Here is a 25,153-nt window from a genome sequence, read left to right on the forward strand (position 1 = left end):
TGCCCGATCGCGCCGCAGAACCTAGTCCTGGTGGCGGGAGCGGGTCCGGGGACCGCCGTAGGCCGCCGGAGGGCCGGCGTCCGGGGTCTCGGCGAGGAGGACGCCGCCGAGGACGGCCCCGGCCAGGCCCGCCGTGGCCGCCTCCGTGCCGAGGCGCGGGGTGCCGTACGCCCGTACGTCCCGCTCGGCCAGCCCCCGTGCCTCCCCGGCCACCGCATCGGCCCGGGCGGTGTTCCCCGCGGCCAGCTCCCGTACCGCCTCCGCCAGCCGGGCCCGGGCCTCGGCGCCCACCGCCCCCCGGTGCACCGCGACGAACTCCTCCGCCCCGGCCACGGAAGCCCGCGCCACGAGCAGCGCGGCGGTGTCCAGCACCCCCGAGCGCGCCCCGCCCGGCCGCTCGACGGCCCGGGTGATCCGGCGCAGCGCGTCCAGCGGATCGTACGGCCCGCCCGTCAGCTCCTCCCGGACCGCCGCCAGTACCAGGTCGGCGTGCGCCGGCCGCGCCTGCGGCCCGGCCGTGGCGGGCCGTCCCGTCCCGCGCCGGGCCGCCGCCAGCTCCGCCTCCGCGCCGGTCAGCGCCGCCGGCACCAGCGCGGCCGCCTCCCGCAGCCGCGCCGCGAGCCGCTCCACCCCGTCCACCAGCACCCCCGCCTGCACCACCGCGCCCTCGCCGGCGCGCAGGTGCCGGACCGCCCGCTGCCGGTCGCCCGTGTCGGCGGCCTGGCGGGCCTCGTTGAGCCGCGCCGTGGCGAACAGCAGCCGGTCCTTCGCCTGTTCGACGTACCCGGCGACGGGCCCGCCGGCCGGGGGCGCGTACCGCTCCCGGAGCGCCGCCAGCGTCTCCTGCGCGGTCACCGCCCGCGCCGCCAGCTCCCGGAACCGCTCCTCGGCCGCCACGAGCGCCGCCCCCACCCCCCGGTCGCCGCCCTCCTCCGCCTCGTCCAGCCCGCGCAACCGGTCCAGCGCAGCCGCCTCCGCGTCCAGCCGGCGCCCGGCCTCCGCACAGCGGCCGATCACCCCGACCAGCGCCTGGCGCCGGGCGCCCGCCTCCTGCGGTACGCCCTCCTCGTACCGCCGCCAGATCGCGAACGCCGCCGACAGCTCGGTCTCCGCGGCGCGCAGCGCCTGGGTGAACGGCTCGGTCTGCTTCTCGCCGAACAGCTCCGCCACGAGAGTCAGTTCCTCCCTGCTGGCCCGTACGCAGTCGTCGGCCAGCCGCAGTGCCGCCCGCGCCTGACGCTCGGAGTCGGCCGGGGTCGGCACGGGCGGCTGCGCCGAGACGGTGCCCGGAGTCGTCCGGGTCCGGGCCCGGCGGGTGCGCCGCAGGTAGCCGTACCCGGCCAGCGCCACGGCCGTCACCCCGGCGACGAGCGGCAGCACCAGGTCGGCGGCCGACGTCCCGTCCTGCTGCGGGGCGGCCGCGCCCGGCACCGCACCGGCCGAGGCCACGGGAACCGGATCATGGAGCTCTGCCGTCATCACCGGCAACACCAGCCATCCGGCTCCCGCCAGGGCACCCAGCACGGCATGCGTCACCCGCACCCGTATGTGCGCGGTGGCACGCCGGGGCCGGCCCCGGATCAGGGAGGACGTCACATTTCGGAGCGTATGGGCAGGTAGGCGGCTCCGCGAGCGGGACGGGGACGGGTGGGGGACCAGACGGACAGGGGGGCGGGATGGACGAGAACGCGACGGACGGGCAGCCGGCTGACGACAGGCCGGCGGGCGGGGTGACAGCCGCGCAGCCCGAGCCCCCTTCCTCAGAGCCCCCTTCCTCCGGGCCCCCTTCCCCCCGGCCCCGCACCCGCAGGCGCCGCATCCTGCGTGTCGCCGCGCTGCTCCTCGCCCTCCTGCTGGTCCCGCTCCTCACCGCCGAGACGGCGCTCCGGCTGAACTACACCGGCGACCCGGCACCCGGTACCAGGACCCGGCACCAGGACGCCCTCTGGCTGGGGCACGCCTGGGTGGACGGACGGAAGGGCGACCGGGACGTCGAGGCCCTCGCCGACCGGCTGCGCGGTACCGGCATCCGTGATCTGTACGTCCACTCCGGCCCCCTGGAACACGACGGCACCCTGCCCGCGTCGGCGTACCCGAAGGCCCGCCGGCTGACGGCGGCCGTCCACCGGGAGCTGCCCGGCGTCCGCGTCCAGGCCTGGCTCGGCGACAGGCTGGCCGGCGAGGGCCCCGACGGCCTGCGCCTCGACCGCAAGGCCACCCGCTCGGCGGTCCTCGCCTCCACCCGCGCCGTCCTCGCCGCCGGCTTCCAGGGCGTCCACTTCGACCTCGAACCGCTGCACTCCGGCGACCGCGACTACCTGGACCTCCTCGACGACCTGCGCGCGCTCACCCACGCCCGGGGCGCCGTCCTCTCCGTCGCCGCCCACCAGATCGACCCGCTGCCCGCGTTCCACTCCTTCTGGGGTGCGACCACCGGCCACCCCAAGTGGTGGTCGCAGGCGTACTTCGGGCAGGTGGCCCGCCGCGTGGACCAGATCGCCGTCATGTCGTACGACACCATGCAGCCGCTGCAGAGCCTGTACGGCGGCTATGTGGCGCAGCAGACCAGCCTCGCCCTGGAGGTCACCCCGGACGGCACCGGCCTCCTGATGGGCCTGCCCTTCTACCACGAGAACCGGTTCGGGCACCGGGCCCGTGCCGAGACCGTCCCCGCGGCCGTACGGGGCGTGCGGCTGGGCCTGTCCCGCACGGACGCGGACCGGCGCGCCTTCGGCGTCGCCCTCTACGTGGACTTCGCGGCCACCGAGGCGGACTGGCGGGCGTACCGGGAGGGCTGGGCGGCTACGCCCCCGACCGCCTCCTGATCTTCGAGCCCAGCCACACCAGCGGGTCGTACTTGCGGTCGGCCGCCCGTTCCTTCAGCGGGATCAGGGCGTTGTCGGTGATCCTGATGCCCTCGGGGCAGACCTCCGTGCAGCACTTGGTGATGTTGCAGTAGCCCAGGCCGTGGTCGTCCTGGGCGGTGCGCCCGCGGTCCAGGCCGGTGTCGGCCGCCGCGTCCAGCGGGTGCATGTCGAGTTCGGCGATCCGCATCAGGTACCGCGGCCCGGCGAACGCCTGCTTGTTCTCCTCGTGGTCGCGCACCACGTGGCAGGTGTTCTGGCACAGGTAGCACTCGATGCACTTGCGGAACTCCTGCGGACGGTCCACGTCCTCCTGGTACATGCGGTACTCGCCGGGGCCCAGACCGGCGGGCGGCACGAACGCCGGGACCTCGCGTGCCTTCTCGTAGTTGAAGCCGACGTCCGTCACCAGGTCCCGGATCACCGGGAAGGCGCGCAGCGGGGTGATCGTGATCGTCTCCGCCCGGTCGAAGACCGACATGCGGGTCATGCACAGCAGCCGCGGGCGGCCGTTGATCTCCGCCGAGCACGAACCGCACTTGCCCGCCTTGCAGTTCCAGCGCACGGCCAGGTCGGGCGCCTGGGTGGCCTGGAGGCGGTGGACGATGTCCAGGACCACCTCGCCGTCGTTCACCTCGACCGTGAAGTCCCGCAGGCCGCCGCCCTGTCCGTCGCCCCGCCACACCTGGAAGCGGGCTTCGTAGCTGCTCACTCGTACAGCTCCTCTTCGGCGAAGTACTTGACCAGCTCCTCCTTCTCGAAGAGGGCGAGCAGGTCCGGGCGGACGGGGGCGGTGGTCTCGCGGGCGAGGCGGATCTGGCCCCGGGCGGGGTCGGTCGCGGCGAGGCCGCCGGAGGGGTCGGCGAGGGTGCACAGCAGGTTCACGTTGCGCCAGGCCCGGTCCATCGCCGGATGGTCCTCGCGGGTGTGCCCGCCGCGCGACTCGGTGCGCTCCAGGGCGGACCGGGCCACGCACTCGCTGACCAGCAGCATGTTCCTGAGGTCGAGGGCGAGGTGCCAGCCGGGGTTGAACTGGCGGTGGCCCTCGACACCGGCCCGCCGGGCCCGGGTCCGCAGCTCGGCCAGCCGGTGCAGGGCCTGCTCCATCTCGCCCTCGCGGCGGATGATGCCGACCAGGTCGTTCATGGCCTGCTGGAGTTCCTGGTGCAGGGTGTACGGGTTCTCCGGCGGGCCCGCCGCCCCGTCGCCCTCCGCCTCCGCGGAGAAGGGCCGCAGGGCCTCCGCCGCTGCCGTGTCGACCTGGGTCTCGTCCACCGGCGGACGCCGGCCCGCCAGGCCCTGCGCGTACTCGGCCGCGTGCCAGCCGGCGCGGCGGCCGAAGACCAGCAGGTCGGACAGGGAGTTGCCGCCGAGCCGGTTGGAGCCGTGCATGCCGCCGGCCACCTCACCGGCCGCGTACAGCCCCGGCACCCCGCGGGCCGCCGCCGTGTCGGAGTCGACCGCGATGCCGCCCATGACGTAGTGGCAGGTCGGCCCGACCTCCATCGCCTCGGCCGTGATGTCGACGTCCGCCAGCTCCTTGAACTGGTGGTACATCGACGGCAGCCGGCGCCGGATCACCTCGGCGGGCATCCGGGTCGACACGTCCAGGAAGACGCCGCCGTGCGGCGAGCCCCGGCCCGCCTTGACCTCGGCGTTGATCGCGCGGGCCACCTCGTCGCGGGGGAGCAGTTCGGGCGGGCGCCGGTTGTGGTCCGGGTCCTCGTACCACCGGTCGGCCTCCTCCTCCGACTCGGCGTACTTCTCCTTGAAGACGTCCGGGACGTAGTCGAACATGAACCGCTTGCCCTCGGAGTTGCGCAGCACCCCGCCGTCCCCGCGCACCGACTCGGTGACGAGGATGCCCTTGACCGACGGCGGCCAGACCATGCCGGTCGGGTGGAACTGCACGAACTCCATGTTCAGCAGCGGCGCGCCGGCCAGCAGCGCCAGCGCGTGGCCGTCGCCGGTGTACTCCCACGAGTTCGACGTGACCTTGAAGGACTTGCCGATCCCGCCGGTGGCGACCACGACCGCGGGGGCCTCCAGGACGAAGAAGCGCCCGCTCTCCCGCTCGTAGGCGAACACGCCCGAGACGCGGTCGCCGTCCTTGAGGATCCTGGTGACCGTGCACTCCTGGAAGACCTTCAGCCGGGACTCGTAGTCCCCGGTCTCCTTGAAGTCCTCCTGCTGGAGCGCGACGGTCTTCTGCTGGAGCGTGCGGATCAGCTCCAGACCGGTGCGGTCGCCCACATGGGCCAGCCGCGGGTACTCGTGGCCGCCGAAGTTGCGCTGCGAGATCCGGCCGTCCTTCGTCCGGTCGAACAGCGCGCCCCAGGTCTCCAGCTCCCACACTCGCTCGGGGGCCTCCTGGGCGTGCAGCTCGGCCATCCGCCACTGGTTGAGGAACTTGCCGCCGCGCAGGGTGTCGCGGAAGTGCACCTGCCAGTTGTCGTGCTCGTTGGCGTTGGCCATCGCGGCCGCGATGCCGCCCTCGGCCATCACGGTATGTGCCTTGCCGAACAGCGACTTGCAGATCACCGCCGTACGGGCGCCCCGCTCGCGCGCCTCGATCGCGGCCCGCAGCCCGGCGCCGCCGGCACCGACCACGACGACGTCCCACTCCTGCCGGTCCACCACGGACATCAGAAGGCCTCACTCATCAGAAGAACCTCGGATCGTCGAAGACCCCGGACGCGACGAGGTAGACGTAGAAGTCGGCGAGCGCCACGCTCAGCAGCGACGCCCACGCCAGCTGCATGTGGCGGGCGTTGAGCCGGCCCACGAACTGCCACGCCCGGTAGCGCAGCGGGTGCTTCGAGAAGTGCTTGAGCTTGCCGCCGACGATGTGCCGGCAGGAGTGGCAGGAGAGGGTGTACGCCCAGATCAGCGCGATGTTGGCCAGGAAGACCAGGGTGCCCAGGCCCATGTGGCCCCAGCGGTAGTGCGTGTCCCGGAAGGCCAGCACGGTGTCGTACGTCAGCACGCCGGCCACCAGCAGGGCGGCGTAGAAGAAGTACCGGTGGACGTTCTGCAGGATCAGCGGGAAACGGGTCTCGCCGCTGTACGTGCGGTGCGGCTCGGCCACCGCGCAGGCGGGCGGTGAGGCCCAGAAGGCGCGGTAGTACGCCTTGCGGTAGTAGTAGCAGGTCAGCCGGAAGCCGAGCGGGAAGATCAGGATGATGACGGCGGGGGAGATGCCCCACCAGGCCCCGAAGAGGTCGGCGTTCGGCCCGGCGCGCATGGTCCGGCAGTTCTCCGCCAGGCACGGCGAGTAGAACGGCGAGACGTACGGCGCCGCGTAGTAGTGGGCATTGGCGAACGCCCGCCAGGTGGAGTAGACGACGAACGCGAACAGACCGGCCGCGGTGACGGCGGGCGCCAGCCACCAGCGGTCGGTCCGCAGGTGCGGTGCGGCGATCGCGGCGCGCGTACGGGTGTGCACGCCGCCGCGGTTCTGTCGGGGTTCCGTACCAGTGGCCAAGTCAGGACTCCGGTCGGTAGGGGGAGTGACGGGTCAGGGGGCGCGGCGGTCGCGGGCGCCCAGTCCCTCGTCGTCCGAGTCCGTCCACAGGCTGATGTCGTAGGGCGCGTCGGAGATGGTGACGAGGTCGGGCCGGTGCGACGCGATCGGGGCGGCGGCTGCCTCCCGCAGCAGTGCCAGGCTCTCGCGCAGGTGTTCGGCGTCCAGCCGCACCCGGCGTATCTCCAGGCCCGAGCTGCCGAGCTGGTGTTCCAGGCGGCCCAGCGACCGGTGGAGGTCGTCGAGGCAGCGCTGTACGGCGTTGATGTCGTCGTGCACGGACATGACTTGCCCTCGCTTCCGCGGGTCCGGCGGGTCATGGGCGGCAACGTGCATGCGCCTTGGAGTGTTGCGCCTCGCGCCTGCCGGTGTGAAGGGATGTGCAGCGATTGGCCGGGGCGTACGGGTGCATCGCCCGGTGTGTTGCGCCGCACGGGTGGGCTTACCGGCCGTCGTCGCCGTGTCGCCCGCTGTTGCCGGATCCTTTCCTCTTCAGTGGCCGCATAGATCTGATCAGCTCCATATACCGCCGAACGTGATCAGCTCCATATACCGACAAATGCGAGCATAAGGCCCGTGGCTTCCCGGAGGTAGCAGAGATGTCCTACGACGGTGTTGGGCAGCGCCCCGAAGGCGCGCGAGGCCGGCGGCACGTGCAGCGCACCCTCGCCCTCCTGAGCGCCGGCGCGCTGGCCGTCCCGCTGCTCGCCGGCTGCGCCGACGAGGAGGTGACCAGCAGCCCGCTCGCCCCGCAGGACATCGCCCCGGTCGCCCGGGACCTGGTCGCCGACGGCGGCACCGTGAAGTGGGCCGTGGACGCCGTACCGGAGACCCTGAACACCTTCCAGGCCGACGCCGACGCCGGCACCGCCCGGATCGCCCAGGCCGTGCTGCCGTCCATGTTCCGGCTGGACGCGGCCGGCCGGCCGGTGCCCGACGCGGCCTACCTGGAGTCGGCCGAGGTCATCGAGACCGAACCGCGCCAGGTGGTGCTGTACAAGCTGAACCAGCAGGCCGTCTGGAGCGACGGCCGGGAGATCGGCGCCGCCGACTTCGTCGCCCAGTGGCGCGCCCTGTCCGGCAGGAACAGCGCCTACTGGACGGCCCGCAACGCCGGCTACGACCGGATCGCCAAGATCGAGCGCGGCGCCAACGACCTCCAGGTCCGCGTCACCTTCTCCCGCCCCTACGCCGACTGGCGGTCCCTGTTCTCCCCGCTGTACCCGAAGGACGTCATGGGCACCCCGGACGCCTTCAACGACGGCGCCCGCCGCAAGCTGAAGGTCACCGCCGGGCCCTTCAAGGTCGAGAAGGTCGACACCGCCACGAAGGACGTCGTCCTCACCCGCAACCCGCGCTGGTGGGGCAAGCCCGCCAAGCTGAACGAGATCGTGCTGCACGCCGTGTCCCGCGACAAGCGGGCCGCCGCGCTCGCCGACGGCAGCGCGGACCTCGCCGACATCGACTCCGCCGACGCGCAGCGGATCGGCCTGGCGAACCGGACGAAGGGCACCGGGACCCCGCTCCAGGGCGCCGGGGGCAAGACGTCCGTGAAGAAGCTGCGCGACTGGGCGCTCGCCCACGGCTTCGACTCCGACCAGGTGCACGCCGGCAAGAAGAAGCTCCGCAAGGCCATCACCCGCTACCTGGAGCAGCAGCAGGCGCTGCGGGACGTCGAGGTCCGCAAGTCCCTGGAGCCCGCCTACACCCAGCTCGCCCTCAACGGCGCCGCCGGCCCGCTCGCCGACGAACGGGTCCGCCGGGCCGTCGCCCGCGCGCTGGACCGGGTGGAGCTGGCCCGGCTGGTGCTCACCCCGCTGGGGCTGCCCGCCGTCCCGGTCGGCAGCCACCTCGCCCTGTCCGGGCAGGCCGCCTACGCCGACGGCAGCGGCGCGCTCGGCGGCCAGGACGCCAAGGAGGCGCAGGCGCTGCTCGCCGACGCCGGCTGGGTGCGCGGCGGCCCGCTCAAGGAGCAGAAGAAGGCCGAGAAGGCGGCCGGCCCCGAGCACGGCGGCGGGCACGACGGCGAGGACGTCTCGGACGGCGGCAAGGACGGCGAGTACATCGTCGGGGAGGACGACGACAAGGGCCACGGCGACGACCAGGGCCACGGCGACGGGGCGGGCGGCGGCCAGGACGGCACGGACGGCAAGGGCAGGCGGCACGAGCCGGCCGGCGACCAGCGCGAGCACGGCGACCAGCACCTCGCGCAGGAGGGCAAGCACGGCGGCGCGCCCGGCGCGTACGCCCCGAAGGGCACGGCCGCCCCGGCCGCCGCGCCGGCCGGACCGCTCGCCAAGGACGGCAAGCCGCTCGCGCTGCGCTTCGTCCTGCCCTCCGGGCCCGGCTCGGAGACCCTGAACTCGGTCGCCGAGCGGATCTCGGCGATGCTGGAGCAGGTCGGGATGCGGACCACGATCACCAAGGTCTCGGACGAGAGCTACTTCAAGGACCACATCGCCGCCGGCGACTACGACCTCGCCCTGTACTCCTGGCCGTCCTCGGCCTTCCCGGCGACCGACGCCCGGCCGGTCTACGCCAAGCCGGTCCCGGCGGCGGACGGCTCGGTGAACTTCGAACAGAACTACACCCGGGTCGGCACCGACCAGGTCGACCAGCTCTTCGACCAGGCCGCGACCACGCTGGACGAGGACGAGGCCCGGGACCTGATCCGGAAGGCGGATTCCCGGATCTGGGCGGCGGCGGGCTCCATCCCGCTGTACCAGCGGCCCCAGCTGGTGGGAGTGCGGAAGAACCTGGTCAACGCGGGTGCGTTCGGGTTCCAGACACCGGTCTACGAGGACATGGGGTTCCTGAAGAAGGGGGCGAAGGTCCCGGCCGCTCCGCACAAGGGCTAGCGGCCCGGCGAGCCCCGGCTGAAAAGGCCACGTACGATGGGGTGAGGCCGTGGCGTGTCCAGCCCGGCAGGGCCCGCGCGACACGGACGTACGCGCAGGGCGATCCTCACACTTCCGGGAGTACGGCAGCTTATGGCCACGCGCCACGACATCCGAAACGTCGCCATCGTCGCTCACGTCGACCATGGCAAGACCACCATCGTCGACGGCATGCTCAAGCAGGCCGGCGCGTTCGCCGCCCACCAGCTCGACTCGGTCGACGACCGCATGATGGACTCGAACGACCTGGAGCGTGAGAAGGGCATCACGATCCTCGCCAAGAACACGGCGGTGAAGTACCACCCCAAGGACGGTGGGGACCCGATCACCATCAACATCATCGACACCCCCGGCCACGCCGACTTCGGCGGCGAGGTCGAGCGCGGTCTGTCGATGGTGGACGGTGTCGTGCTGCTGGTGGACGCCTCCGAGGGCCCCCTGCCGCAGACCCGCTTCGTGCTGCGCAAGGCGCTCCAGGCCCGGCTGCCCGTCATCCTGTGCATCAACAAGACGGACCGTCCCGACGCCCGTATCGACGAGGTCGTCAACGAGACCTACGACCTCTTCCTCGACCTGGACGCGGACGAGGAGCAGATCGAGTTCCCGATCGTCTACGCCTGCGGCCGTGACGGCATCGCCTCGCTGACCAAGCCGGACAACGGCACGGTCCCGGCCGACAGCGACAGCCTGGAGCCGTTCTTCTCCACGATCCTGGAGCACATCCCGGCCCCGACCTACGACGCGGACGCGCCGCTCCAGGCCCACGTCACCAACCTGGACGCCGACAACTTCCTCGGCCGTATCGCGCTGCTCCGCGTCGAGCAGGGCGAGCTGCGCAAGGGCCAGACGGTGGCCTGGATCAAGCGCGACGGCTCCGTCAGCAACGTCCGCATCTCCGAGCTGATGATGACCGAGGCACTGACCCGCAAGCCGGCCGAGAAGGCGGGCCCGGGTGACATCTGCGCGGTCGCCGGTATCCCGGACATCATGATCGGCGAGACCCTGGCCGACACCGAGAACCCGGTCCCGCTGCCCCTGATCACGGTCGACGAGCCGGCGATCTCCATGACCATCGGCACGAACACCTCGCCGCTGGTCGGCCGGGGCGGCACCGGCAAGGGCGCGGACGCGAAGGCGGCCGTGAAGGACCGCAAGGTCACCGCCCGCCAGGTCAAGGACCGCCTGGACCGCGAGCTGATCGGCAACGTCTCCCTCCGGGTGCTGGACACCGAGCGTCCGGACGCCTGGGAGGTGCAGGGCCGCGGTGAGCTGGCCCTCGCCATCCTGGTCGAGCAGATGCGCCGCGAGGGCTACGAGCTGACCGTCGGCAAGCCGCAGGTCGTCACCAAGGAGATCGACGGCAAGGTCCACGAGCCGGTCGAGCGCATGACGATCGACGTGCCCGAGGAGCACATGGGCGCCGTCACGCAGCTCATGGGCGTCCGCAAGGGCCGCATGGACAACATGTCGAACCACGGCTCCGGCTGGGTGCGCATGGAGTTCGTGGTGCCCTCGCGCGGTCTCATCGGCTTCCGTACCGAGTTCCTGACCCAGACCCGGGGCACGGGCATCGGCCACTCCATCCACGAGGGCTTCGAGCCCTGGTTCGGCAACCTGACGACCCGGAACAACGGCTCCCTCGTCGCCGACCGCTCCGGCGCCGTCACCGCGTTCGCGATGACGAACCTCCAGGAGCGCGGCGTGCTCTTCGTGGAGCCGGGCACCGAGGTGTACGAGGGCATGATCGTCGGCGAGAACTCCCGCTCCGACGACATGGACGTCAACATCACCAAGGAGAAGAAGCTCACGAACATGCGGTCGTCGTCGGCCGACTCGTTCGAGGCGATCGTGCCGCCGCGCAAGCTGTCGCTGGAGCAGTCGCTGGAGTTCTGCCGCGACGACGAGTGCGTCGAGGTGACCCCGGAGGCCGTTCGCATCCGCAAGGTCGTGCTCGACCAGCGTGAGCGGGCCCGCTCCGCGAGCCGCGCCAAGCACGGCTGATCTCCCGGCACTTGAGCCCGGGTGTCCCCATGGTGGGGACACCCGGGCTTTTTGCAACCCGTTTTCGGGGGCGCCATGTCCGACATGCGGAGATCGCTGCCCGATAGCCAGGTAACAAGTCCGTTTCGCGCCTTCTTCTGACGAACAGTTTGTCCAGATTTTGGAAGGTGTACGGGTGAGCTGTGACTGAATTGAGATCTACGGGCAGTGGTCGGTAGTCGACCCATGGCAGATAGTTAGCCGCGTAGCGCTCGGGTCAATGGGTCTCGCGCTGTGGGGACAGCGCCGACTCACGAGCACCAGGGGGTGTCTGACCCTCCGTCAGGGGTGTCGGAGGGTGGACGGAAACCCCCCTCTCATTGGTGAACACGTGGAGTCATGAGGAGGGAACCCCAGTAACTACGCGCGTCCGACTGCGGTCACGCGCGTCCTCGGAGTACGCGGGCACCTCTCACACTCATACCTGTGAAACGGACGAACCGTGACAAGTCCTATCGACATGGAGGGCGGCGGGGCTTCGGTCGTCGTCGACGGCGCACCAGGGCCCGAGACGAAGACCGAAACCGTCACGCTCACGGGCCGGTCCCCCGGCCAGCTGATGTGGCTGCGCTTCAAACGCGACCGCACGGGCGTCATCTGCGCCGTGGTGGTGATCGGCTACTTCCTCGTCGCTCTGCTCGCGCCGCTGCTCGCGAAGCTGCCGGGTACCGACCCGTACACCCTGTACGGCCAGGATCCCACCTATGCCGACAAGCCCGTCCTCGACGAATTCGGGCTTCCCCTCGGCTACTTGGGAGGCGTCTCGGGCGACCACTGGTTCGGCGTCGAGCCGCAGTACGGCCGCGACCTCTACGCCATGCTGCTCTACGGCATGCGGACCTCGCTGTACATGGCGCTCGGCATCACCGTCCTCATCATGGTCACCGGTGTGGTGATCGGCCTGATCGGCGGCTACTTCGGCGGTCGTACGGACTACTGGATCGGCCGGGGCACGGACTTCTTCCTCTCCTTCCCGCAACAGCTGTTCTTCATCGCCTTCATGCCCGTCGTGACGTCGTTCTTCGTGGATCCCCGCGAGGAGACGCCGACCTACTTCCGCGCCCTGGCCATGCTCATCGTGCTGTGGCTGCTGGGCTGGATGGGTATGGCCCGGCTGGTGCGTTCGACCGTACTGCCCCTGCGCGAACGGGAGTTCGTCGAGGCGGCCAAGGTCTCGGGCGCCTCCCCGTGGCGGATCGTGCGCAAGGAGATCCTGCCCAACGTCGTCACCCCGATCCTGGTGCAGTTCACGTACCAGCTGCCCAGCACCATCCTCAGCATCGCCTTCCTGTCCTTCGCGGGCGTCGGGTTCGTCGAGCCGACGCCCGACTGGGGACGCCTCTTCGCCGCCGGGGCCCGGTACGCCGAGCAGGACCCGGCGTTCATGTTCTTCCCCGGGGTGGCACTGGTGATCTTCGTCCTGTGCTTCAACCTCCTCGGAGACTCCGTACGGGACGCGTTCGACCCCAAGTCCGGGCGGTAGCACGTCCGTTGGGTGGGGGGTGACTGCCGCCCCCGCCGGCCCGCGCGGCCGGCGCCCGGCAGATCTCACGGATAACAACCGACAGGTAGGTGGATTCGCCACATGATGTCTCATCGCGCCCGCGGAGCGCGTGCCGTCGTGATCGCCCTTACGGCCGGCTCCCTTGCTCTCACGGCCTGTTCCAAGAACGAGGGCGGCAAGTCCGGCAAGGACTCCAAGAAGGACCAGAAGGAGGCTGCGGTCCAGTCGAAGGCGGTCACCTATGCCGATGCCGCGGGATCGACCGGCCCCGCCAAGGACGTGCCCGGCGCCAAACCCGGCGGCACGATCACGGTGTACCAGGAGGCGGGCCTGTCCCACCTGGACCCCGGCCAGATCTACGTCTCCGACGCCGGCCAGGTCGCCAACCTGCTCTTCCGCCGCCTGACCCAGTTCCAGGAGGACGACAAGGGCGACGTGTCCGTCGCCGGTGACCTCGCCACCGACTCCGGCAAGTCCACCGACGGCGGCAAGACCTGGACGTTCACGCTGAAGGACGGGATCAAGGACGAGAACGGCAACCCCATCACCTCGTCCGACGTCCGGCACAGCATCGAGCGCACCTACGCCAAGTTCATCTTCGACGGCCCGACCTACCTCCAGACCTGGCTGAGCGGCGCCGACTACCGCAAGGCCCTGCCCGGCGGCGGCTTCGACGGCAAGCACCTGCCGGCCTCGGTGCTGGACACCCCGGACGACAAGACGGTGGTCTTCCACTTCGACCAGCCGCGCCCGGACCTGCCGCAGACCCTCGCCATGGCCGGCTACGCCGTCGTCCCGGCGAAGGGCGACACCAAGGAGCGGTACGAGAAGAAGCCGGTCGCCACCGGCCCGTACAAGATCGCCGAGAACAAGGCCGGCAAGATCCTGAAGCTGGTGAAGAACACCGACTGGGACCCGAAGACCGACTCCGTGCGCCACCAGTACGCCGACGGCTTCACCATCCAGTTCGGCGTCACCGAGTCCACCCAGACCAAGCGCCTGATCGCCGACGAGGGCGACAACAAGAACGCCATCCAGCTCACCAACGGCGTCGAGGCCACCCAGATCCAGGACGTCATCAACAACCCCGACGCCAGCAAGCGCACGGTCAAGGGCTACCAGCCCTACGTCATGTGCCTGACCTTCAACCTCGACCGGGTCAAGGACAAGAAGGTCCGCCAGGCCGTCACCTACGCGGTCAACTCCAAGTCCCTCATCGCCGGCGAGGGCGGTGCCTATGGCGGTGACGTCGCCCCGAACTACTTCGCGCCGACGCTCCCCGGCTACGAGGCGGGCTACGACCCCTACGGCCGGCTGAAGACACCGCAGGGCAACATCGCCAAGGCCAAGGAGATCCTCGGCGGCGTCCCGGCCGGCGAGAAGAAGCTCGTCTTCGCCTACCCCAACAGCGAGGCCGGCCAGAAGCGCAAGGTCGCCATCGAGGACGCGCTGACCAAGGTCGGCTTCGACGTCGTCGCCAAGGAGGTCGACTCGGCGAGCTACTACGAGCAGATCGGCAAGCTGAAGAACCCGTACGACATCTACATCACCGGCTGGGGCCAGGACTGGCCGTCCCCGGGCACGGTCGTCACCCCGATCTACGACGGCTCGCAGGTCGCCGACGGCTCCTCGAACTACTCGCACGTCAAGGACCCCAAGGTCGACGCCCTCATCAAGAAGGCGCTGACCCAGGAGCCGGCCGAGGCCGCCAAGACGTGGAAGGAAGCCCAGCACTACCTGCTGGAGAACGTGATCCCGGCGGCTCCGCTGTGGTACACGAAGCAGTTCCAGATCTCCGGCTCCAACGTGGGCGGTGCCCGCTACGGCTCGGTGTCCAGCCTCATCGACATCAACAGGCTGTTCCTGAAGTCGTCGTGATCCGCGGCTGACGACGGGGGTGCGCTCACAGCGGGCGCGCCCCCGCTCCGAGCGCACCCACCCACCGTCTGTCGCAGAGAGCAGCCAGCCCGCCATGCTTCAGTTCATCATCCGGCGCACGGTCGGCGCCTTCGTCACGCTCTTCCTCATCGGGGCGGCGACCTTCTTCCTCTTCGTGGCCGCACCCTCCGACTACGCCTCCCTGGCCTGCGGCAAGGACTGTTCGCCCCAGCGGCTGGCGGACATCCGGGAGGCCCTCGGGCTCGACCTGCCCCTCGCCCAGCAGTTCTGGGACTTCATGACCGGCATCGTGACGGGCCGTGACTTCCCGACCGGGCACTGCTCGGCCCCCTGCCTGGGCGTGTCGTTCTACTCGGGGGACATGGTCTGGAGCACCATCATGGACCGGTTCCCGCTGACCCTCACCCTGACCGCCGGCGGTGCGGTCGTCTTCCTCCTCGTCGGCGTCGGCGCCGGCATGATCGCCGCGTACCGGCGCGGCACGATGGTCGACAAGGTCGCCACCGGCGCCTCCATGGTGCTCAGTTCCTTCCAGATCTACTTCCTCGGCCCGATCGTGCTGACCATCCTCGTCTACAGCACCGGCTGGATGGAGGACCCGAAGTACGTGCCCCTCACCCAGGACCCGGTCGGCTGGTTCGTCGGGATGTCGATCCCGGTGTGCGTGATGGCCACGATCTTCACCGCGCAGTACACCCGTATGGCGCGCTCGTCGATGATCGAGCAGCTCGCCGAGGACCATGTGCGCACCGCCCGGGCCAAGGGCATGTCACGCAAGTACGTCTTCCTGCGCTACGCCTGGCGTGGCTCGCTGATCCCGATCGTCACCGTGCTCGGCATCGACGTCAGCTCCATGCTGGGCGGTGCCGTCGTCACCGAACTGACCTTCTCCCTCCAGGGGATCGGCCGGCTCGCCGTGGACGGCGCGGTCAACAAGGACCTGCCGCTGACGATGGGGGTCATGCTGTTCGGCGCCTTCTTCATCCTCGTCATCAACATCCTGACCGACATCACCTACGCGTGGATCGACCCCCGCATCCGGCTCTCCTAGGAAGAACCAGCCATCGTGACCACAGTGACCAAGGCCGAGGGCGCACCGGCCCCGACCGGGCCGGACGGATTCCTCTCGGTGCGCGATCTCCAGGTGACGTTCTCCACCGAGGACGGTCCGGTCAAGGCCGTCGACGGCCTGTCCTTCGACCTGCACCGCGGGAAGACCCTCGGCATCGTGGGCGAGTCGGGCTCGGGCAAGTCGGTCACCAACCTGACGATCCTCGGGCTGCACGACCCGCTGTTCACGACGATCGACGGGGAGATCGTTTTCGACGGCAAGGAACTCATCACCGCCACCGAGAAGGAGATGGAGAAGCTCCGCGGCAACAGGGTGGCGATGATCTTCCAGGACCCGCTCACCGCGCTGTCGCCCTTCTACACGATCGGCCGGCAGATCGCCGAGCCGTACATGAAGCACTCCGGCGCCTCGAAGAAGGCCGCCTGGGAACGGGCCGTGGAGATGCTCGCCAAGGTCGGCATCCCCAATCCCAAGGAGCGCGCCCGGGACTACCCGCACCAGTTCTCCGGCGGTATGCGCCAGCGCGCGATGATCGCCATGGCGCTGGTCTGCGACCCGGACCTGCTGATCGCCGACGAACCGACCACGGCCCTGGACGTGACCGTGCAGGCCCAGATCCTGGACCTGCTCAAGGACCTCCAGCGGGAGTTCGGCACGGCGATCGTCTTCATCACCCACGACCTCGGGGTCATCGCCGACGTGGCCGACGACATCATGGTGATGTACGCGGGCCGGGCGGTGGAACGCGGCACGGTCGACGAGGTCCTGCGCTCCCCGCGGCACCCGTACACCTGGGGCCTGCTGAACTCCATGCCCCGGCTGGACTCCGACCTCGGCACCCCGCTCTCGCCCATCCCCGGCACCCCGCCGAGTCTGCTCACCCCGCCGTCCGGCTGCCGTTTCCATCCCCGGTGCACCTTCCGGGACCGGGTCGGCGGCAACCGCTGCACCACCGAGCGGCCCCTGCTGGCACCGGACCGCTCCTCGGCGTGCCATCTGAGCGCGGAGCAGAAGCGAACCATCTTCGTCGAAGAGATCAGGCCCCGACTGGGCCAGGAGGACCCGTCATGAAAGAGGACCTCGTCCTCCCCGCCACCCGGGAGGCCGGTGCCGACGCGGCGGCCGAGCCGCTGCTCACGGTCTCGGGGCTGGTCAAGCACTTCCCGGTCAAGGGCGGCTTCCCGATCCGCCGGACGGTCGGGCAGGTCCAGGCCGTCGACGGCCTCGACCTGACCGTGCACGCGGGGGAGAGCTTCGGCCTGGTCGGCGAGTCGGGCTGCGGCAAGTCGACCACGGGCCGGCTGATCACCCGCCTGATGGAACCGACCAGCGGCACGGTCACCTACCGCGGACAGGACATCAGCCACGCCACCCGCAGGCAGCTCGCGCCGATCCGCTCCGAGATCCAGATGATCTTCCAGGATCCGTACTCGTCGCTGAACCCGCGGCAGACGGTCGGCAAGATCATCTCCGGTCCCATGGAGATCAACGGCATCAACCCGCCCGGCGGCCGGGAGAAGCGGGTCCGTGAACTCCTGGAGACCGTCGGTCTCAACCCGGAGCACTACAACCGCTTCCCGCACGAGTTCTCCGGCGGCCAGCGCCAGCGCATCGGTGTGGCCCGCGCCCTCGCGCTGGAGCCGAAGCTGATCGTCGCCGACGAGCCGGTCTCCGCCCTGGACGTCTCCATCCAGGCCCAGGTCGTCAACCTGCTCCAGCAGGTGCAGAAGGACCTCGGCATCGCGTTCGTGTTCATCGCCCACGACCTGGCGATCGTGCGGCACTTCTCCCAGCGTGTCGCCGTCATGTACCTCGGAAAGATCATCGAGGTGGGCGACCGCGACTCCATCTACACCCGCCCGCGCCACCCCTACACCCACGCCCTGCTGTCCGCCGTCCCCGAGGTGACCCTGACGGCAGGGGAGGCGACCGCGCGCGAGCGTATCCGGCTCGCCGGCGACGTGCCGTCCCCTATCTCCCCGCCGTCCGGCTGCCGCTTCCGCACCCGCTGCTGGAAGGCACAGGACAAGTGCGCGGCCGAGGAACCCCCGCTGCTGATGATCTCCGGCAACCACGAGGGCCACCTGACGGCCTGCCACTTCCCGGAGGAGCCGACCACCGCCCGCGAGGAGGACATCGTCCTGGACCCGGCGCTGACGGCGCTGGAGGAGGACCGGGACTAGGACAGCGGCCCGGCCGGCCGTTCCGCCAGGCCCCCGCCCGCTAGGCCCGGCCGGTCACCGTGATGATCTCCGGGGAGCCGGGGGTCAGCGGCGACCGGTCCCAGTCGCCGTACTGTGCGACGACGCTCAGGCCCGCCTCCGTGAGGAAGGCCCGGAGGCGGTCCGGGTCGAGGAAGCGCAGGACGCCGGGGACGACCCGGGGGGCGGGCCAGCGGGGGGCGGTGTAGGTCTCGGTGAACCGCACCCGGCCGCGGTCCGGGGCGACGGTCCCGACCTCGTGCCACACCTTCACCGGGGCGCCGTCGGCGTCGGTGACCTCGTACACCCGCTCCGGGGTCCAGCGCTCCCAGGGGCGGACGCCCGGATTGCGGGTCTCGAAGACGAAGCGTCCACCGTCCGCCAGGGCCGAGCGGGCGGCGCGCAGGCAGACCCGGATCTCCTCGTCCGTCACCAGTTCCTGGAAGGCGTGCCCGGTCATGACGACCAGGTCGAACTCCGGCCGCCAGCACCGCACCCGCACGTCGCCGAGCACCCACTCGACGTCCGGCCGGGCCCGCCGCGCCTGGACCAGCATGGCGGCGGCCGGATCGAGTCCCGTCAGCCGCCCCCCGTGCCCCTCGGCCCGGGCCCGCCGCAGCAGCTGCCCGGTGCCGCACCCGATGTCCAGCACGGACCCGGCCTGCCGCAGCAGTCCGAGGTAGAAGTCGTCACCCGGTCCCCAGGGGTTGAGGCTGTCGTACAGCGCGGCCAGCGAGAGATCGGCATAGACGTGATCCACCACCGCGGCAGTCTGACACAGGATGCTGAACGGTGTGTCAGGAACCGGGCAGTTCTTGAACTCCCCCGAACGGCACGGGCGTTGAGCGATCCGGAATTCCGGCCCGGAACCGCGAAGAGGGCCCGTGCCTGGGGAGGCGCGGGCCCTCGTCCCCTGGACCGGACGTTCATGGGCTCGGGTCAATGGGCCGGTGAAAGTCCGCTCCGCAAGGGGGCGGCTGACGGAAAGGGGTGTGTCAGGCCGCCGCCTCGGGGTCCTTGGAGAGGCGCGGGGCGGGCACGGTGTCGGCCGTCTCCGGGTAGTGGCACGCCGTCAGGTGGCCGGGCTCGTCGCCCGTCACCTGGACCAGCGGCGGGGCCTCCGTCGCGCACTTCTCGGTCGCCTTCCAGCACCGGGTGCGGAAGCGGCAGCCGGACGGCGGGTTGATCGGCGACGGCACATCGCCGGTCAGGCGGATGCGCTCACGCGGCTCCTCGTCCACCGTGGCCTCGGGCACGGCGGACAGCAGGGCCCGCGTGTACGGGTGCCGGGGGTTGTTGTACAGGTCGTCGCGGTCGGCGATCTCGACGATCTTGCCCAGGTACATGACCGCGACGCGCTGGGAGAAGTGCCGCACGATCGCCAGGTCGTGGGCGATGAACACGAACGCGATGCCGAGGTCCTTCTGGACCTGCTGGAGCAGGTTGACCACCTGCGCCTGGATGGAGACGTCCAGGGCGGAGACCGGCTCGTCGGCGACGATCAGCTTCGGCTCCAGCGCGAGGGCGCGGGCCACGCCGATGCGCTGGCGCTGGCCGCCGGAGAACTCGTGCGGGAAGCGGTTGTAGTGCTCCGGGTTGAGACCGACGATCTCCAGCAGCTCGCGCACGCGCTTCTCGTGGCCGCCGGGCGGGTTGATGCCGTTGATCTCCATGGGACCGGAGATGATCTTGCCGACCGTCTGCCGCGGGTTCAGCGAGGCGTACGGGTCCTGGAAGATCATCTGGATCTCGGAGCGGATCGGCGCCAGCTGCCTGCGGCCGGCATGCGTGATGTCCTGCCCGCGGTAGGTGATCGTGCCGCTGGTCGGCTCCATCAGGCGGGTGATCAGCCGGCCCGTGGTCGACTTGCCACAGCCCGACTCGCCGACCAGGCCCAGGCTCTCGCCCTCGGCCACCTGGAAGTCCAGGCCGTCGACGGCCTGCACGGCGCCGACCGTCCGCTTGATGGGGAAGCCGCCCTTGATCGGGAAGTGCTTGGTGAGCCCGGAGACGTCCAGGAGGGGGGTGGTGCTGCTCATGGTGGTGAAGTCCCGTCTGAAATCCGTCAGTGGGTGCGGGCGGCGGCGTAGTCGGTGAACAACTCGCGCTTCTGCTCCGGCGTCAGGTGGCAGGCCGCACCCCGCCCGTCCACGACGTCCAGCGCGGGCCGCTCGCTGGAGCACCGCCCGCCGGCCACCTTGTCGGCGAACGCGCAGCGGGGGTGGAAGCGGCAGCCGGACGGCGGGTTGAGCAGGGAGGGCGGCGAGCCGGGAATCGGCGACAGGGGGACGTCGACCGGCCCGTCCAGCGCCGGCATCGAACCGAGCAGCCCCAGCGTGTACGGGTGCTTCGGGTCCCGCAGCACTTCCTTCTTCGTCCCGCGCTCCACGCACCGGCCGCCGTACATCACCAGCACGTCGTCCGCGATGTCGGCGATGACACCGAGGTCGTGCGTGATGAAGATGATGGCGGTGCCGAACTCCTGCTGGAGGTCCTTGAGCAGGTCCATGATCTGCGCCTGGACCGTCACGTCGAGGGCCGTGGTCGGCTCGTCGGCGATGAGCAGCTCGGGGTCGCAGACCAGCGCCATGGCGATCATCGCGCGCTGGCGCATACCGCCGGAGAACTGGTGCGGGTAGTCGTCCACCCGGGCGTCCGGCTGCGGGATGCCGACCCGGCGCAGCATCTCGATCGCGCGGACCCGGGCCTCGCGCTTGGTGCTGCCGGTGTGCTTCCGGTACGTCTCGGCGATCTGCGCGCCGATGGTGTGGTACGGCGACAGCGAGGCCAGCGCGTCCTGGAAGATCATCGACATCTTGTTGCCGCGGAGCCGTTCCAGCTCCTTCTCGGAGGCGGTGATCAGCTCCTTGTCGTCGAGCAGGATCTCGCCGTCGAGGGCGGTGTTGCGCGGGTCGTGCAGGCCCATGATCGCCATGTTGGTGACGGACTTGCCGGAGCCGGACTCGCCGACGATACCGAGGGTCTTGCCCTTCTCCAGGTCGAAGGAGAGCCCGTCGACGGCCTTGACGATGCCGTCCTCGGTGGAGAAGTGCACCTTGAGGTCGCGGACGGAGAGGAAGGGGGTGCTCATGGGTCTCTCCTTAAGCGAGGCGCACGCGCGGGTCGATCAGGGCGTAGACGGCGTCCACGATGATGTTGAAGACGACGATCGCGGCGGCGGCGACCAGGACGACGCCGAGCAGCATCGGCAGGTCGTTGGTACCGACCGCCTTCACCGAGAGCATGCCGAGGCCCTGGAGGCTGAAGGTCGACTCCGTGATGATCGCGCCGCCGAGCAGCACACCGAGGTCGAGGCCGAAGATGGTGATGATCGGGCCCATGGCGCCGCGCCAGGCGAAGCGGAAGAACACCGTGCGGCGCGACAGGCCCTTGGCGCGGGCGGTGCGGACGTAGTCCTGCGTGAGCGACTCGACCATCTGCGAGCGCGTCATACGCGTGTAGTTCGCGGTGAAGATCAGCGACAGCACCAGCCACGGCACCAGCAGGCCCGAGAACCACTTGCCCGGGTTGTCCGTGAAGGGCGTGTAGCTGGCCCGGTCCAGCAGGTGCAGCTGGTCGACCAGCAGGTAGGTGGCGAAGACACCGACGACGTAGATCTGCATCGAGGACGCGACCAGCGAGGCGGAGCTGGCGATCTTGTCCAGCGCCTTGCCCTGCTTGACGGCGGCCAGCATGCCGGTGCCGACGCCGAAGATCAGGAAGACGACGGCGCTGCCGATGGACAGGGAGACCGTGGTGGGGAAGCGGTCCAGGATGGTGTCCAGCACCGGCTCGCGGCTCTGGAACGAGTAGCCCAGGCAGGGCGCGTCACAGTGCCCGAACGAACTGTAGTCCCGCCCCACGAACAGGCCCTTGAGCCATTCCCAGTACTGCACGGGGAGCGGGTCGGCGATCCCCAGGTTCTTCTTCACCAGGGCCAGCGTCTCTGGGGTGCAGACCTTGCCGCACGCGATGCGGGCGGGGTCGCGCGGAGCGGCGTAGAACAGGACGAACACCAGGGCACTGATGATCAGCAGGATCACCGCGGCGCCGAGGATCCGGCGGACGAGGAAGCGGAACATGGCAGTTGGGATTTCCTGACGGATGCCGTAGGGGGGTGAGACGGCGGGGCGGCACCTGGGCCGCCCCACCTAGGGGGCCGTACGTCAGGCCTTGACGAAGGTCTTGTACAGCAGGGTCGCCGAGAAGTTCGGGTCGAACTGGGCGCCGCCGACCTTGTTGCCGTAGACGTAGAAGCGGCGGGTGAACGACTCGGGGATGAGCGGAGCGACCTCCTCCATGATCCGCTTGTCCAGCGCCATCCAGGCCTTGCCGGCCTCCTCCTGGTCGGGCATGACCGCGTTCTTCTTGATGCCCTCGTTGATCCAGTCGACGTTCGTCTGCGACACGTTGTTCTTGCCGTTACCGATGGCCTCGCCGTCGTACAGCGGCTGGAGCATCGTGTAGGCGGTCGGCCAGTCCGGGGACCAACCGCCCCACATCACGTCGTAGCTGTTGTCGACCTGCTGGATCTGGTCGTAGTACGACGTGGAGTCGATCGGCTTGATGACCGGGGTGAAGCCGGCCGCCTTCAGGGCGTTCTCGATGACGACCTTGGTCTTGTTGTAGGTCGGGTCGTTCGGGAAGGCGTAAACGATCTTCTGACCCTCCTTGCCGGCCTCCTTCAGCAGCTTCTTCGCGGCCTCCGGGTCGCCCTGCGGCTTCTTCAGCTTGTTGTACACATCGGTCTTCTGGTAGCCGATGATGTCGGGGCTGATGGTCGAGGTCGCGAACTCACCGGCGGACGGGCCGCCGTAGATCTGCCGGATCTGCTGCAGCGGCCACGCGTGGATCAGGGCCTGGCGGACCTTGAGGTCCGTCACGCGCTTGGTGTTGATCCAGTAGAAGTAGGTGCCGGTGATCAGGCCGTTGAAGGTGCGCTTCTTCAGGTCCGGGTCGGTGAGGACCTTCTGGATGCGCTCGGCGGGCACGCCCTTGTAGATCGAGACACCGTACGCGTCGTCGCCCTGGGAGGCGATAAGGCGGTCAGTCGAGTCCAGTATCTCGACGCCGAAGGTGAACTCGAAGCCGTCCGGGTAGGCGTTGCGGATCGAGTCGGTCTTCGGGTCCCAGTTCTTGTTGCGGATCAGCACCATCGACTTGTCGGTGGTGTGAGCCTTGATCTTGTACGGGCCGCAGGCGACCGGCTTCTTGTCGTACTTCTCCTTGGTGTCCAGCTTCACCGGCACCGCGGCGTAGGAGTGCATGGCCAGGGTGAAGTTGAAGTCCGGCTTCGACTCGGCCAGCTTGAAGGTGATCGTCCGCTTCGCCTTGTCCGTGACGATCGAGTCGAGGTGCTTGCCCTTGTACGGGCCCTCGTACCCGTCACGCCACTTGCCGCCCTTGCCGGTCAGCGCACGCTGCGCGTAGTCGGCGCCCTCGGTGACGAACGGCGCCCAGGCGCGCTCGAAGCCGTGGCGGACGTCCTCGACGGTCAGCTCGCTGCCGTCCTCCCACTTCAGACCCTCCTTCAGCGTGAAGGTCCAGGTCTTGTTGTCGTCGGAGGCCTTGCCGGTGTCGGTGGCCAGGTCGCCGACCAGCTTCTGCTTGCCGGAGGCGTCGATCTTGTAGCCGGTCAGGCAGCGGTGCAGCAGCAGCGCGACGGTGGAGTTGTACGCGTAGTAGATGCGCTGCGGGTCCAGGTGCGAGAAGTCGTCCGGGGCCAGGCCGCGGATCGTGCCGCCCGTCTTCGCGCCGGGGATCTCCGGGGCCGGGCCGGTGGAGTCGGCCGCGGTGCCGACGGTGACCTTGGCACCGGTGTACTCCGTGGCGCCGGCACTCGGGGTGCCGCCGCTGCCGCCCGCGTCACCGCTGCTGCACGCGGACAGCACGGTCGAGCCCGCGGCCGCGACTGAGGTGGCGATCAGGAAGTTTCTGCGGGAAAAGGACATGGCTGGCCTGTTCTGGTGGAGGAACGAAGTGGTGCTGGACCCCGGCCGGGCCCCGTCGCCGTGGCCGGGGATGACGCGTCAGCGCTTGGTCTTGGGGTCCAGGGCGTCGCGGACCGAGTCGCCGAGGAGGTTGAAGGCGACCACGAAGATCACCATGGTCAGGCCCGGGAAGAGCATGAAGGTGATGTCGTCCTGGTACACCTTGGCGCCGTTCTGGATCATCACGCCCCAGTCGGGGGTGGGGTCCGTGAGGCCGACGCCGAGGAAGGCGAGGCCCGCTTCCGCCGTGACGTACGTGGGCAGCAGGAGCGTGGACTGGATCAGGATCGGCGTCCAGAGGTTGGGCAGCAGTTCCTTGAAGATGATGCGGGCCGGGGAGGCGCCGGTGACCTTGGCCGCCTCGACGAACTCCCGCTCGCGCAGGGCGAGGACCTCGCCGCGCAGCAGTCGGGCGATGGAGGCCCAGCCGAAGGCCGTCATCACGAGGATGAGGCTGGTGACGGTCAGCCAGACCGGGGTGTTCTCCTCCGGCGAGACGAAGATCGCCATGACCACGGGCCAGAAGGCGATGAAGAACAGGGTCTGCGGGAACGCCAGCAGGATGTCGATCACGCGGCCGACGAGGTAGTCGGTCTTGCCGCCCAGGTAGCCGGCGGTGATGCCGATGACGACGCCGAGCAGGGTCGTCAGCAGGGCTGCGGCGGTCGCGATCAGCAGCGAGTTGCGGATGCCGTAGAGCAGGAACGTGAAGACGTCGCGCCCGAGCTGCGGCTCGATGCCGAACCAGAAGTCGGAGCTGATGCCGCCGTTGGGCTTGACCGGGTAGTTGAACTCGTTCAGCAGGCCCGGGGTGTTCATGCCGTAGGTGGTGTACGGGTCCTTGCCGTACACCTTGGCTATGAGCGGCGCGAGGACGCCGACGACGAAGAAGAAGATCACCACAAGGGCGGATATGACGCCCGTCCGGTCCCGCTTGAAGCGGGTCCAGGCCAGCCGTCCCGGAGAACGGCTTTCGCTGCCCTTGGGGGTGCCGGGCTTCGCCGATACGGGGCTGTCTTCGTCGGTCACCTCAAGTGGGGCGGCCGGGGAAGGGGTTGCGGGGGTCATGATGCTCCGTGCCTTGTGGGTCAAGGCTCCGCAGGGCGCTCCCCTACGGGCTACGCCGGACTTTTTCAACGCAATTCATTCAAGGTCAATAAATT

The 25,153-nt window shown here is 70.0% G+C and carries 19 protein-coding genes; 8 read left to right on the forward strand and 11 right to left on the reverse strand.

Annotated features, from left to right (window positions below; translation table 11 throughout):
* Positions 1-21: 21 nt before the first annotated feature.
* Positions 22-1,596, reverse strand: a complete 1,575-nt coding sequence (locus IG05_RS0125485) for a hypothetical protein (protein WP_030346117.1) — start codon at positions 1,594-1,596, stop codon at positions 22-24.
* An 80-nt stretch (positions 1,597-1,676) separates the two neighbouring features.
* Between IG05_RS0125485 and IG05_RS0125490 the strand changes: the two genes are divergently transcribed.
* Complete coding sequence (locus IG05_RS0125490; protein ID WP_234336029.1) at positions 1,677-2,825, forward strand: hypothetical protein; 1,149 nt, start codon at positions 1,677-1,679, stop codon at positions 2,823-2,825.
* On the opposite strand, the gene IG05_RS0125495 is transcribed toward IG05_RS0125490, so the two are convergent.
* From IG05_RS0125495 to IG05_RS0125510, 4 genes are read right to left on the reverse strand one after another with little or no spacing between them, the layout of a single operon-like run.
* Positions 2,803-3,576, reverse strand: coding sequence for a succinate dehydrogenase/fumarate reductase iron-sulfur subunit (locus IG05_RS0125495; protein ID WP_030346118.1), 774 nt, complete (start codon positions 3,574-3,576; stop codon positions 2,803-2,805). The genes IG05_RS0125490 and IG05_RS0125495 overlap by 23 nt on opposite strands.
* Positions 3,573-5,510, reverse strand: a complete 1,938-nt coding sequence (locus tag IG05_RS0125500) for a fumarate reductase/succinate dehydrogenase flavoprotein subunit (RefSeq protein WP_030346120.1) — start codon at positions 5,508-5,510, stop codon at positions 3,573-3,575. The genes IG05_RS0125495 and IG05_RS0125500 overlap by 4 nt, the downstream gene beginning before the upstream one ends.
* Positions 5,511-5,526: 16 nt before the next feature.
* A complete protein-coding gene (locus IG05_RS0125505) occupies positions 5,527-6,348 on the reverse strand; it encodes a hypothetical protein (protein ID WP_030346122.1) in 822 nt (273 codons plus the stop codon).
* Between the two features lie 33 nt (positions 6,349-6,381).
* Positions 6,382-6,672, reverse strand: coding sequence for a hypothetical protein (locus tag IG05_RS0125510; RefSeq protein ID WP_030346124.1), 291 nt, complete (start codon positions 6,670-6,672; stop codon positions 6,382-6,384).
* Between the two features lie 314 nt (positions 6,673-6,986).
* On the opposite strand from IG05_RS0125510, the gene IG05_RS0125515 reads away from it, so the two are divergent.
* The 7 genes from IG05_RS0125515 to IG05_RS0125545 all read left to right on the forward strand — a co-directional run bounded on the left by IG05_RS0125515 (position 6,987) and on the right by IG05_RS0125545 (position 17,982).
* Positions 6,987-9,245 carry an ABC transporter family substrate-binding protein gene (locus tag IG05_RS0125515; RefSeq protein WP_030346125.1) on the forward strand — a complete coding sequence of 753 codons (2,259 nt, stop codon included), beginning with the start codon at positions 6,987-6,989 and terminating at the stop codon, positions 9,243-9,245.
* Positions 9,246-9,377: 132 nt separating this feature from the next.
* Positions 9,378-11,285: a translational GTPase TypA gene (typA, locus tag IG05_RS0125520; protein WP_030346127.1), complete on the forward strand. Its 1,908-nt coding sequence runs from the start codon at positions 9,378-9,380 to the stop codon at positions 11,283-11,285.
* A 481-nt stretch (positions 11,286-11,766) separates the two neighbouring features.
* Positions 11,767-12,807: an ABC transporter permease gene (locus IG05_RS0125525; RefSeq protein WP_030346129.1), complete on the forward strand. Its 1,041-nt coding sequence runs from the start codon at positions 11,767-11,769 to the stop codon at positions 12,805-12,807.
* 102 nt (positions 12,808-12,909) lie between these two features.
* Positions 12,910-14,706: an ABC transporter substrate-binding protein gene (locus IG05_RS0125530; RefSeq protein WP_030346131.1), complete on the forward strand. Its 1,797-nt coding sequence runs from the start codon at positions 12,910-12,912 to the stop codon at positions 14,704-14,706.
* A gap of 94 nt (positions 14,707-14,800) precedes the next feature.
* The gene (locus tag IG05_RS0125535; RefSeq protein WP_030346133.1) at positions 14,801-15,778 is read left to right on the forward strand and encodes an ABC transporter permease; all 978 of its coding nucleotides are present in this window, start codon (positions 14,801-14,803) and stop codon (positions 15,776-15,778) included.
* A gap of 15 nt (positions 15,779-15,793) precedes the next feature.
* A complete protein-coding gene (locus IG05_RS0125540) occupies positions 15,794-16,870 on the forward strand; it encodes an ABC transporter ATP-binding protein (RefSeq protein WP_030346135.1) in 1,077 nt (358 codons plus the stop codon).
* Positions 16,867-17,982, forward strand: coding sequence for an ABC transporter ATP-binding protein (locus IG05_RS0125545; protein ID WP_030346136.1), 1,116 nt, complete (start codon positions 16,867-16,869; stop codon positions 17,980-17,982). Before IG05_RS0125540 ends, IG05_RS0125545 begins: the two co-directional genes overlap by 4 nt.
* 40 nt (positions 17,983-18,022) lie before the next feature.
* Here the strand turns inward: IG05_RS0125545 and IG05_RS0125550 are convergent, their stop codons facing one another.
* The 6 genes from IG05_RS0125550 to IG05_RS0125575 all read right to left on the reverse strand — a co-directional run bounded on the left by IG05_RS0125550 (position 18,023) and on the right by IG05_RS0125575 (position 25,058).
* Positions 18,023-18,763 (reverse strand): class I SAM-dependent methyltransferase, encoded by a 741-nt coding sequence (locus IG05_RS0125550; protein ID WP_030346137.1) that lies wholly within the window; start codon positions 18,761-18,763, stop codon positions 18,023-18,025.
* 232 nt (positions 18,764-18,995) lie between these two features.
* Entirely contained in the window at positions 18,996-20,039 is a 1,044-nt protein-coding gene (locus IG05_RS0125555) for an ABC transporter ATP-binding protein (protein WP_030346139.1), read from the reverse strand.
* A gap of 26 nt (positions 20,040-20,065) precedes the next feature.
* Positions 20,066-21,091: an ABC transporter ATP-binding protein gene (locus IG05_RS0125560; RefSeq protein WP_030346141.1), complete on the reverse strand. Its 1,026-nt coding sequence runs from the start codon at positions 21,089-21,091 to the stop codon at positions 20,066-20,068.
* A gap of 10 nt (positions 21,092-21,101) precedes the next feature.
* Positions 21,102-22,082, reverse strand: a complete 981-nt coding sequence (locus tag IG05_RS0125565; RefSeq protein WP_030346142.1) for an ABC transporter permease — start codon at positions 22,080-22,082, stop codon at positions 21,102-21,104.
* Positions 22,083-22,166: 84 nt separating this feature from the next.
* The gene (locus IG05_RS0125570; RefSeq protein ID WP_030346144.1) at positions 22,167-23,951 is read right to left on the reverse strand and encodes an ABC transporter substrate-binding protein; all 1,785 of its coding nucleotides are present in this window, start codon (positions 23,949-23,951) and stop codon (positions 22,167-22,169) included.
* Positions 23,952-24,029: 78 nt separating this feature from the next.
* Positions 24,030-25,058, reverse strand: a complete 1,029-nt coding sequence (locus tag IG05_RS0125575) for an ABC transporter permease (protein WP_030346146.1) — start codon at positions 25,056-25,058, stop codon at positions 24,030-24,032.
* Positions 25,059-25,153: the final 95 nt, after the last annotated feature.

The sequence above is a fragment of the Streptomyces sp. NRRL S-1022 genome, from assembly GCF_000720135.1.
Classification (GTDB): domain Bacteria; phylum Actinomycetota; class Actinomycetes; order Streptomycetales; family Streptomycetaceae; genus Streptomyces.